Below are 11,248 nucleotides of genomic sequence, written 5' to 3'. Positions count from 1 at the left end.
CATTGCACTGCCAGCTAACACATTTTTTATAATTCGTGTTGACACATTCACGAATACCAGTGTATTGAGTGTTACGAATTAAAAAATCATCACACCGCTCACGGTAGAGTTCACAAAACAATAATTTACCAGGAGTCTGCATTGAAGAACAAGCTTCGTTTTCTACTCTTTTTGTTTACCAGTCTGGTTTTCTCTTTTTTCACCATTGTAACCAGCGTCTACGCCCACTTTGGGTCCATCATCCCCAGTACTGACATTGTGGGTCAAGGGGATCCCCCTTCTGTAGTTCTGAATGTCGCCTTTCTCCACCCCATGGAACAAGAGCTGATGAATATGGCAAAGCCGAAACAATTTGCTGTAGTTCGTGGCGGGCTAAAAAGTGACCTTCTTCCAACCCTGAAGGAAACGAAAGAAAACACCCCTGATCAGAACCAATCGGTAACCCGCTGGCGGGCCACATATACCCTCAAACGTCCGGGGGACTACACCTTTTTTATGGAACCGCAGCCATATTGGGAGCCCACAGAAGATACCTTTATCATTCACTATACGAAAGTGTGTGTCCATGGATTTGGTCTGGAACAAGGATGGGATCAACCCGTTGGACTGACAACGGAAATTATTCCCCTGACTCGGCCCTACGGGTTGTGGACCAATAACCTCTTTACCGGCCAAGTGCTGCTCAATGGCCAACCTGTTCCCTTTGCCGAGGTCGAGGTAGAGTATTTAAACGGATCAAAAGACAACTCATCCCTGGTGACCCCACCAAGTGCTCCTTTTGTCACCCAAGTGATTAAAGCAGATGGGGCGGGTATCTTTTCCTATGCCATGCCGCGACAAGGATGGTGGGGTTTTGCAGCCCTCAACCAGGCCCAATGGAAACTGCCACACGATGGAACGGATAAAAACGTTGAGCTGGGAGCTGTCTACTGGGTACACACCAGGGACATGGAGTAAATGATAACACGAACAATTACATTTCTCTTTTTTTGCTCTCTGTATTTCTTTTGCGCCACCCACCCTGCACAGGCCCATAAAGTCAATATTTTTGCCTATATTGACGGAAGCACCGTCTACACGGAAAGCTATTTTTCCGACGGCAGAGCTGTTATTGAAGGCAAAATTGAGGTAGCAGACGAAGCAAAGCAACTGTTGCTCCGAGGAACTACAGACAAGCAGGGTTTTTTCACTTTTCCCCTGCCTGCAAACAAAGGCCCACTTACTATTGTCCTTGATGCCGGCCTGGGTCACAAAAACAGCTTTACCCTCAAACCAGCAGCAAGGGAGTGAGTACGCTTGAAGAGCCTACAGCCATTACAACATTGCTTGCGGACAAGTATTCTGTTGCTGACAATGATACTTATGCAGCCAGCCATACTTTGGGCAGCAGACAATAATAAAAGTAGCCAATCAAAACAGACAGAGCCGGCACAACACTACACCTGCAGCGAACTGGGAACGTTGATTATAAACCAGCACAAACAGTGCACCCAAAGCCTGCGCAGCCTGAAGCGGGACATGGCAGCTCTGCAGCAAAAAATGGATCAGCCGGGCATAGAGGATATTACCGCCGGTATAGGTTACATTCTCGGTATCTTCGGTACTGCAGCCTTTGTTGCCTCCCGGCGAAAACAGACCAAAACACACCAATAGATCATGCATATTGCAGACGGCGTTTTACCCACTTCCATCATCTTTACCACCTATGCCCTTTCAAGTGCAGGCATTGCTTACAGCCTACGCAAAATAAACCCGGAGGACCTGCCCAAAATTGCCGTTGTCACCGCGTCTTTTTTTGTCGCCTCCCTGATTCACCTGCCTCTGGGACCAACAAGCGTGCACCTACTGCTCCCCGGTTTAATGGGCGTTCTCCTGGGACCTGCCGCTGCGTTTCTCAGTGTGGTCGTTGGGTTAGTGCTGCAATCCATCCTGTTTCAATTCGGCGGGCTCACTGCTCTGGGAGCAAACAGCCTGATGATCGGTGTACCCGCATTTTTGTGCGGCTTGCTTTTTCTTCGTTTCCAAGGGTCGACTCTGCGCAGCAATGTCGCCGGCGCTGCCATTGCTGGAGGTTTGGGGACCGTATTGGCCGCCCTTATCCTGGCCGGCCTACTTTATACAAGTGGTGAAAGTTTTTTCAGGGTTGCGCAACTTGCCCTTGTCGCCCATATTCCGGTGGCCCTGATTGAGGCAGTGGTCTCGGCGGCTACAGTTTCTTTCATCTTCCGGGTAAAACCTGAAATGCTCTACTGGTCACGCACCCTCCTTTACACAAATGATGCAGCCAGATAAAATTATTCTTGTTTCGCCCTGGGTAACATGTGCACTCATCGGCCTTTTCATCGCCTGGCCGCTCTACCTGCTCTGCAAAAAAAAATGGCGCTCCTCAGCAAGCAACAATAATCGTAATACTGCGCCACCGGACTGGTCGATCGCTCCAGGAACTGCAGCAGAAAAAAAACAGTCTTTTTTGCATGCATGGGATCCCAGGTTAAAAATAGCCACCCTCTTTACATTCTGTTTTGTGGTTGCTTCTCTGGACGCTCTCGGCACCTGCCTGGCAGCACTGCTTATCTCAATTTCGGCAGTCTTGTACAGTCACACGCCCTGGATTCGGGTTAGAAAAAGATTAGTCGCCATTTCCGGCTTTCTTGCCATGTTCCTGGTCATAATGCCATTTACCAGTCCTATGGTAGAGGACGAGACCATTCTTCTCTTTCCATTTTTATCAGCCCTCCCTTTCCATATGTACGGCTTGCTGACCGCTGTTCTCATTTGCCTTAAAGCCTGCAGCGTGGCACTGTTGATGGAGCCTATGTTCGGCACCTCATCGTTAACGGTTTCCCTGCAGGCCTTGCAACAGCTTGGTGTGCCTGCGCCCATCATCCAGATGATCCTGCTTACCCATCGCTTTATTTACCTTTTTCAACAGGAAGCAAACCGCATGCACAGAAGCATGAAACTGCGAGGTTTCTCCCCCAAAACCGATATAGCGACCATGCGCATTACCGGGAACTTTTTAGGGATGCTCTTTATCCGCTCTTATGAGCGAACCGAGCATGTGTACGAGGCCATGCTCAGCCGCGGATACAATGGTGTTTTTCCCGTGTATACCCAACACAGGATCTCGGTTAAAGATATTGTCACTACTGGTGGCTGGCTGATAACCGGACTTGCCTTACTTCTTTTTGACGCTTCTGCTCAAGCCCTGTGGGTGTAACCGATCTCTCTTCTACAACCAAACAACCGTTCGCCAATGCACCCTATGAGCCGATCTTTTCCTCCAGCTCCTTCTCCACTTTTCCAGTGCAGGCAACTCTGCTTCACTTACCCCGACAATACAGCAGCTTTACATGACATCGATCTTGCAATTGGCCCAAGGGACCGTATCGCTCTTGTGGGGCACAATGGCTCGGGTAAATCCACCCTTATTCGGCATTTTAATGGTATCCTCCCCGTACAAAAAGGCGAACTCCTTTACCACGGGAAACCACTTGCAGGCGAGCATCTTTCAGCCATCCGCTTGAAGGTTGGTGTGCTGTTTCAAGATCCCGACAACCATCTTTTCTGCAACAGCTTATACGAAGATGTGGCATTCGGCCCTCTGAACCAAGGAAAAAGCAGACAAGAAGTCGACCACCTGGTCAGGACAAACCTCACCAATGTGGGCCTGGAACGGTATCTGTTCAAACCGGCACATCTGCTGAGTTACGGCCAAAAAAAACGGGCTGCTTTTGCAACAGTTATGGCCATGGAACCGGAAGTGCTCATCCTTGACGAGCCGACCGCCAATCTTGACCCCCGCCAAGAGCAAATCTTCAAAAAACTCCTTACTTGTTTTGAGGGTACGCTCATTATTATAGACCATGACCTGCTCTTTTTGTATGAGATATGCACCCGCGCTGTTGTATTGGCAAAAGGCAGGGTTTGCCATGATTTTTCAATGGATGAGCTGGTATCCGATCCCACACATCTGCACGACCATGGACTCAACTTCATGTTCCGCTTTACCTGCTGTGGTACGCACCATGAGCAATCCCATCACCACCATCATCACCATCATCACCATACCCATGATCACAACAGCCGGGAAAGCCACCTTCCAGCTCCCTCTCTCCCCACCCCCCCACTGATTGAACTCCAACACTATACCTTTACCTATCGCGACAACAGTCCCGGTATATCGGATATCAACCTGTGCATCAATAAGGGAGACACCCTGGCACTTATTGGTGAAAACGGGGCAGGAAAATCAACACTGGCCCACTGTTTGATGGGCCTCCATCAAGGAGAGGGTTACCTCCTGTTTCAAGACTGTCCACTCTCAAAAGCCGGACGCCGTACACTTCGCCGGCATATAGGCATGGTTTTTCAACACTCCAGTGATCAACTCTTCTGCCCCTCCTGTTGGCAGGAAGTTGCATTTGGTCCCCAGCAAATGAAGCTGCCCGTACAAAAAATTAAGCAACGGGTACAAGAGGCACTCGCCGCCATGCAACTGGAGGGATATGATGACCGCGTGCCACTGCACATGAGCGGTGGGGAGCGGAAAAGACTGGCCATTGCGGCTGTGCTGGCAATGCAGCCCGCTGTCCTCATCCTGGATGAGCCCACTCCCAACCTCGATCCGCAAAGTGCATTACTGCTTATGGAACTCCTTGAGCAGCTACCAATCACGACAATACTCATCACCCATGATCTTTTTTTCATCCGCAACCTCACCAAACGGACAGTGGTTATGCATCAGGGCCGTATTGTACGGGATTACGCCACCACTGATTTTCTCGCCGACGACCACCTGCAGGCTGTCAACGGTTTAGACTACACCTATAAAAATAGTTGCATACAAACAATCCAAAAACTGCAGGATAAAAATATCTCTGTACCCCAATAAATAAACAGTCATTCTCCTGTAGCAGCTCCTTGCATTCACCTGTTGCCAGGCGTCGGTCACTTATATAAAAACAATATAATTTCAAACTATTACCTTTACACCTATCCAATTAATTGTTATTTCAAAAAAAAAGAACATGATCCATGTACACTTTCATCAAATAACATGATCTTACAACGATTTTTCACCACGGCCGTCAGCACCCTCCTCCTTTGCCTGCTCCTTTTCGCCGGATGCAAACAAAATACACCACCTCTCCCTGTCCTAGGATCCTTTGATCAAGATTTTTCACTGACTAATCAGGATGGTCAAACAGTTACCCCTGCCACCTTTAAGGGCAAAATTTACGTGGCTGATTTTTTCTTCACCACCTGTCCAACCATCTGCCCGATCATGAAAGTCCAAATGACCAGAGTGTATGAGGCATTTGTTGATAATCCGGCAATCCTGTTGTTGTCGCATACCATTGATCCAGATCATGATACGGTGGAGGTGCTCCACGACTTTGCACAGCGTTTGCAAATAGAGACCAGTAAGTGGCATATGGTTACCGGGCCCAAAAGCATTATTTATCCCCTGGCCAAAAAATATATGCTGGGAGTGGTTGAGTCGAGCCAGGCTCCCGGCGGCTACATCCACAGCGGCAGTTTCTGCCTGATAGATGCAAACAGGAACATTCGCGGTTATTACGACGGAACAGACAGTGCTGAAGTGGACCAACTTATTAAAGATATAGGGAGACTGCAGGGAGAAAAGTAAAATGAAGATCAGGCACCTGATCCTTCTGCTCATCGGAGTGGGAATGCTCTTCGCAGTATTTACTCCAGCCGCTGCGGATGACGGAGAGCAACTTTACCAGACCCACTGCAGTGGTTGCCACGGTATGGATGGCCAAGGATTTCGCCGTCTTTATCCCGCCCTCCATGGCTCACCCTACTTTGATCAAAAACTGATGCAGCTCCCGTGCATCATTCAAAACGGACTAACCGGCACCATCCGTTTACAAAACGGGACCTATAATCAAACCATGCCCGGCAACAGGTCCCTCAATGCCGAGCAAATAGCCCTTCTGCTCCGCTATACTTCCCGATTTTCCACCAGCGGACCTGCAGAGGTAACCACGATTACCCCTGAACAAGTAGAGTACCAGCTGAAACAATGTGCCCGTAATACAAAATAATTCTTCAACTTCCCGTCTGTGAGGTAACGATATGAGACGCTATCATCTTTTTAGAGTATTCGTTTTCCTTCTTCTTGTACCTGGCCTGTTTGCAGGATGCCAAAACAGCCAACAGAGGGAGCTTGAACAGCTGCAAAGCGAAGTAATGCGCATCCATGACCGTACCATGGAAAAAATGGGCTATATGTATGAACTTGAAAGTAACCTCCAGAAATTGATAGCTCAAAAGAAGAACAATGCAAGTGGAGAAAGGTGGCAGGAAGCTATTCAAAAATTGCAGGAAGCCCAGGCCTCGATGATGCAGTGGATGCACAAATATGTACCCCCAAAAGAGGGTACCCCTTATGCAGAGCAGATGACGTACCTGCTCGGCGAAAAACAAAAAATCATGCGCGTTGAGCAACTTACCACAGAAGCGATTCGTTTAGGCGAGTCCTTGACCGAGATACCATAAACATATCAAACGTCTTTGAATTCTTGGCAAACGAACATCTTCATCCACTTGAAAAGGCCGTTTTCCACCGTGCCCAGCCAAGGGGGATAAAACAGCAGCAACCGAATACAACTGCAGACACCCCAAGCTGTATCAGCTCATCCATGGTAAGCGATACCACCCCAAACAGACGGTGAACTGGAGTATACAGGATAATGCCTTGCAGTAGAAGAGACAATGCAACCGAACTCCACAACCATGGATTAGTAAACAAGCGTACCCTGTAGCTGCTGCGAATGACAAAAACCAGCAGCATTTCAAAAAAAACCACATAGGTAAAGGCAACCGTTCTTGCCCGCTCCAGCTCTTCCTGATCAAGCCTGGCCCCCCCTGCATTTTCAAAACAGAACAGCCCTATCAATGCACCAGTAACTCCAAGAAAAAGCAACAACCGTAGATGATATCCGGAAAGGATGGGTGCCTTTTTAGCAATTGGAGGTCTCCGCATAATATCACTGCTATAAGGGTCTACAGTGTAAGCCAATGCCGGAGCACCATCGGTGATAAGATTGATCCACAACAGGAGCAAAGCGGTGAGCGGTAAATTCCATCCCAGAATTACGGCCAGAAAGACCAGCAAAAGTTCCATCAGGTTACCGGACAGGAGCAGCATGATGGATTTCTGGATATTATCATAAATCCCTCTCCCCTCTTCCACGGCATCAACAATATTGGTAAAGGAATCGTTAAGCACCACAAAATCAGCAGCTTCTTTTGCCACTTCCGTTCCGCTGCCGACCGCTATCCCTATATCAGCCTTTTTCAAAGCCGGTGCATCATTGACACCATCCCCGGTCATGGCTACCACGTGATCACTCTGCTGCAGGGCTTGAACAATGCGCAACTTGTGGTGTGGAATTACCCTTGCAAAAATATCGGTGGTCTGCACAGCATTGATCAGCACATCATCATCCATATCGTCAAGCTCCTTGCCGGTCAACACTCTCCCCGTGATCCCTATCTGCTCACCGATCGACTTTGCCGTCTCTTTATGGTCACCGGTAATCATAATCGGTCTAATGCATGCCGCTCTTGCACGCTGGATAGACACGGCCACATCATGACGGGGGGGATCGATCATGGCTTGAAGCCCGACAAAAACCAGCCCTGTCTCATGCAGAGTATCGTTGATTTCAGCCTCACGATAGGCAAAAGCCATAATCCGCATGGACCGGCCTGCGAAGTCGTTTATCGCCTTGGTAATAACGGCTCTTTCTTTTGTGGTAAGAGCAGCTTTGCTGCTATCATTTTTCTGAAAATAGGCACATTTTTGCAAAAGGTGATCCGGAGCACCTTTGGTGTGCATAAACGTGCCGCCCTCTGTCCGAACAAGGACACTCATACATTTACGCTTTGCATCAAAAGGAATCTCACTCAGACGCTCTCCATGGAAAGCTACACCTGCAGTTGCAGCACTGACAAGCAGGGCACACTCTGTCGGACTTCCTGTAAGCACATGATCGCCTGACTGGTCGCCGGATTCCGCATTGTTGCAGGTAACTCCTATGGTGAAAAGAAGACGCTCTGTGAACGAAAAACTTTTATGTTCCGGCGGACTGTTAAGATCAAGTTCCCGCTCCATGGTCCATCCTTTTTCCACGGTCATCCGGTTTCTGGTCAGTGTCCCTGTCTTGTCCGAACAAATGACATCGCAGCTGCCAAGGGTTTCCACAGAAGTAAGGCGCCTGACCAGTATCTTTTTTCCAAGCAGGCGTTTGGTCCCTATTGACAGCGCAATGGTCACCACCGCAGGCAGTGCCGTGGGTACAGCGGCAACCGCAAGACTAATGACAACAAAGGAAAAATCGATAAAGACCTTCATGTCCAACTGCTGTCCATCGGTAACGGATCGGCCGACAAGAAGACAAAAAACCAGCAGACAGATTCCAGTGATCACCAGCCCTAGTTTACGGCCAAAAGTATCGAGTCTTCTTTCAAGCGGGGTCTGTTGATGCTCGGCGGCTGCGATCATCTGCGAAATTCTGCCGACCTCAGTGTCCAAGCCAATGCCGATAATAACCGCCACGCCTCGGCCACTGACAATCGAGGAAGCGGAAAAGACCATATTACGCCTGTCTGCCAAAGGCAGCTCAACCGGTAAAGGGTCTATTATTTTGGGAACAGCCTGGCTTTCTCCAGTGAGGATTGATTCTTCAACTTCCAACTGGGTCACATTGATTAAACGTCCATCAGCAGGAACCTTGTCACCTGATTCCAGGCAGACGATATCACCAGGTACCAGCTGCTCCCCATTAATACGCAGCCGCTTGTTATCCCTGATCACTGTTGCCGTAATCGTGGTCATTTTACGCAACGCTTCAAGTGACCGGTTTGCCCTGAGTTCCTGAACAAAACCAATCAGCCCATTCATAATCAAAATAGCAAGGATGACCATTGCATCCGTGTACTCTTTCAGAACAAGAGAAAAAAGCACTGCAAACAGTAGCAAATATATAATAAAACTGGTGAATTGGTGGATCAGAATACGCCAGGCAGACACTGGCGGTTGGTGCTGTATACGGTTGGCACCGTACAGGCGTCGACGTTTATCCACCTCTAGCTGAGAAAGTCCTTTCTGCGAGGTCTGTAAACGATCAAGTATTTCAGCAGCTGAGATAGAATAGATACCATCCATATCGTGATCCTGACCAAAAGAAAATGGTATATTACGATAGAGTCATACTAGAACCATGCACAGGAATCCGCCACTTATTTTTTAACACACACCGGCACCTGACCAGCCAAAAGCTGAAAATGGGTTGCAGCCTGATTTCTGCCTACTCACTCAAGTTATATTTCCCTGTGTGTATTCATCAGATAAATAGAAATTTTCAATTTGATTCCAAAAAGCTGTTCACATATAGTTGTTAAGCAATGAAAATTTAAACATTCTTTCAAAAAGGAGATAACATACGACCATGAAAACATTCGCCTGTCTGCTCACCCTCTTATTGATTACGACAACTGCCTCTGCACTCACGGCTGAAGAAAAACGTATCAGGGAAAAATATGGCACCAAATACAACGCCAAGGCAGTTATTCATCAAACCAACATATGCGTTGATCAATATATGCTGCTCAGCGACAACCCAGATGTCACGCGTCTGCAGCCATGGTGTGAACAAAAGGTGATTGATGGTTGGAAACCTTTTTCCAAGGCGGAAATGGAAAGAAGGGTCAACGCTAAGAAATCCACGCAAACCATTATCATTGAAAAATAGGTTACAGGATCATAAACCGATGTGAACGTTTTTTACACGTTGGTAGCAAAAAGTCTTTGCCGGCAGCGAATGCTGCCAGGAAGACAACATTCTGCCATAATTGAAAAATACTCTGTTTGATAGACAGCCACAAACAAATAGCCAGAAGAGAGCACCTTGTTAATGACGTTTTTCATGTAAAACAAGTAACTGACCGCTGCACAAAAATGTGATGCGGTCATTTTGGGCAAAATGGGTCTTGCTTAAATCGACAGAAAAGGCTTGATTTTTTCAAGCAATGCCGCATCAATGCCATCCACATTGACCAGGTCGGCAAGGCTTGTAAATGCACCGTTAGCTTCTCGATAGGCGGCAATGGCTTGCCCCACCTTCTCCCCAATACCCGGGATATTCGCCAAAGCATCAACACTGGCTGTATTCACATTCAGCTGCTGTGCTACGGCAGCAGCTTGATCTGCCATATCCGTCATTGATCCAGCGGTCTTGCCAAGGTCTGTGGCCAAGATGGTTGCCGGGGTAACCAATAAACTTATAGTAAGAATAACTGCACCCATCTTTTTGCTTTGTCTAGTCTTCACGAGGATTCTCCTTTTTAAATTTTTCATTAAAATTAATCACTTCCGATATACAGAAATAATTATCATACTATAGAATGACAAGTAAAAAATTGGTAAAGAAACCAAGCATTTTCCATGACTTGACCAAGCCTGCCAAATTGACTACAACTGATTAACTTGCATAATTATGACTGGATGACCGGCTATTACAGTGACAGGGGGCATCCATAACCTTTCCCACGAGAGATACTATGGAAGATTTAATGTTAAATATGGAAAAACTGCAAAAGGAAGTGAACAGGGCTATTAAAGAACTGGCAGCCTCAAAGGATCTGGAAGAGCGTATAAAACTGAGCGAACTGATCAAAAACCTTTCTGAGGCAACAGGGGTCTATTTTAAATTTGCCTCGGAAATGATGATGCATGACATGGAATTTGGGGAAGATGAGCTGGATGACGACAAACCCTTTTAACAAGGGTAACTGCTCACAGGCAACCCACGGAGTTTCCACTTACCTGTGCGAGTGGTTACTAAAAAGGTAACTATTGCCCAGCACTCCACCTGGGTACGATCATCCTCAAAAGCAAAGGTATTCTCTCGTTTTTCTAGGTTGATTATGCACATCCAAAGCGCAGTTAAACAGTACCGGTTCAGAGTAACGGATACTTTTCCCTTTACCTGAAAAGTCACTTTAACATAAATCCACCCCACCGAATTGCCATGCCAGTGATACTGCCTGTATTGAATGCTGATGATTATACCGTCAACCCTAGCAAGTGTCTGTCCATAAATAGCAATTTTTTCAAAGGCGGCCGCAGCCAGTCGCATCAGCGAACACAATCGGTTCATAGGGCAAGCAAACTTTTGCTATCCTTTTCAGCTTGTCATTTGAAAATTCCTTC

At 47.4% G+C, this 11,248-nt stretch carries 13 protein-coding genes; 11 read left to right on the top strand and 2 right to left on the bottom strand.

What is annotated here, in order from left to right; genetic code table 11:
- The first annotated feature begins 141 nt into the window (after nucleotides 1–141).
- From JWH17_RS18480 to JWH17_RS18440, 9 genes are all read left to right on the top strand, one after another.
- Nucleotides 142–957 carry a DUF4198 domain-containing protein gene (locus JWH17_RS18480; protein WP_232371181.1) on the top strand — a complete coding sequence of 272 codons (816 nt, stop codon included), beginning with the start codon at nucleotides 142–144 and terminating at the stop codon, nucleotides 955–957.
- Entirely contained in the window at nucleotides 958–1,290 is a 333-nt protein-coding gene (locus tag JWH17_RS18475; protein WP_232371180.1) for a NikL family nickel/cobalt ECF transporter subunit, read from the top strand.
- 72 nt (nucleotides 1,291–1,362) lie between these two features.
- Nucleotides 1,363–1,653 carry an HI_1622 family ECF transport-associated protein gene (locus JWH17_RS18470; protein ID WP_205224143.1) on the top strand — a complete coding sequence of 97 codons (291 nt, stop codon included), beginning with the start codon at nucleotides 1,363–1,365 and terminating at the stop codon, nucleotides 1,651–1,653.
- Between the two features lie 3 nt (nucleotides 1,654–1,656).
- Nucleotides 1,657–2,292: a cobalt transporter CbiM gene (gene cbiM / locus JWH17_RS18465; RefSeq protein WP_205224142.1), complete on the top strand. Its 636-nt coding sequence runs from the start codon at nucleotides 1,657–1,659 to the stop codon at nucleotides 2,290–2,292.
- Entirely contained in the window at nucleotides 2,276–3,220 is a 945-nt protein-coding gene (gene cbiQ / locus JWH17_RS18460; protein WP_205224141.1) for a cobalt ECF transporter T component CbiQ, read from the top strand. The genes cbiM and cbiQ overlap by 17 nt, the downstream gene beginning before the upstream one ends.
- Nucleotides 3,221–3,265: 45 nt before the next feature.
- On the top strand, nucleotides 3,266–4,894 hold the full coding sequence (locus JWH17_RS18455; protein ID WP_205224140.1) for an ABC transporter ATP-binding protein: 1,629 nt from the start codon (nucleotides 3,266–3,268) through the stop codon (nucleotides 4,892–4,894).
- Between the two features lie 165 nt (nucleotides 4,895–5,059).
- Nucleotides 5,060–5,653 (top strand): SCO family protein, encoded by a 594-nt coding sequence (locus JWH17_RS18450; protein WP_205224139.1) that lies wholly within the window; start codon nucleotides 5,060–5,062, stop codon nucleotides 5,651–5,653.
- Between the two features lies 1 nt (nucleotide 5,654).
- Entirely contained in the window at nucleotides 5,655–6,074 is a 420-nt protein-coding gene (locus tag JWH17_RS18445; protein ID WP_205224138.1) for a c-type cytochrome, read from the top strand.
- 31 nt (nucleotides 6,075–6,105) lie between these two features.
- Nucleotides 6,106–6,528 (top strand): hypothetical protein, encoded by a 423-nt coding sequence (locus JWH17_RS18440; RefSeq protein WP_205224137.1) that lies wholly within the window; start codon nucleotides 6,106–6,108, stop codon nucleotides 6,526–6,528.
- Between the two features lie 40 nt (nucleotides 6,529–6,568).
- Here the strand turns inward: JWH17_RS18440 and JWH17_RS18435 are convergent, their stop codons facing one another.
- Entirely contained in the window at nucleotides 6,569–9,202 is a 2,634-nt protein-coding gene (locus JWH17_RS18435; protein ID WP_205224136.1) for a cation-translocating P-type ATPase, read from the bottom strand.
- 283 nt (nucleotides 9,203–9,485) lie between these two features.
- Between JWH17_RS18435 and JWH17_RS18430 the strand changes: the two genes are divergently transcribed.
- Nucleotides 9,486–9,788, top strand: a complete 303-nt coding sequence (locus JWH17_RS18430) for a hypothetical protein (protein ID WP_205224135.1) — start codon at nucleotides 9,486–9,488, stop codon at nucleotides 9,786–9,788.
- A 242-nt stretch (nucleotides 9,789–10,030) separates the two neighbouring features.
- Here JWH17_RS18430 and JWH17_RS18425 read toward each other — a convergent pair whose 3' ends face one another.
- On the bottom strand, nucleotides 10,031–10,366 hold the full coding sequence (locus tag JWH17_RS18425; RefSeq protein ID WP_205224134.1) for a ComEA family DNA-binding protein: 336 nt from the start codon (nucleotides 10,364–10,366) through the stop codon (nucleotides 10,031–10,033).
- A gap of 230 nt (nucleotides 10,367–10,596) precedes the next feature.
- Here JWH17_RS18425 and JWH17_RS18420 point away from each other — a divergent pair, with 230 nt between their 5' ends.
- Nucleotides 10,597–10,818, top strand: coding sequence for a VHS/ENTH/ANTH domain-containing protein (locus tag JWH17_RS18420; protein ID WP_205224133.1), 222 nt, complete (start codon nucleotides 10,597–10,599; stop codon nucleotides 10,816–10,818).
- Nucleotides 10,819–11,248 lie beyond the last annotated feature (430 nt).

The organism is Desulfogranum marinum, assembly GCF_016918565.1.
GTDB classification, from domain to species: Bacteria; Desulfobacterota; Desulfobulbia; order Desulfobulbales; family Desulfobulbaceae; genus Desulfogranum; species Desulfogranum marinum.
The sequence above is the reverse complement of the archived record's forward strand: the minus strand, read 5'-3'. Positions and strand labels throughout refer to the sequence as shown.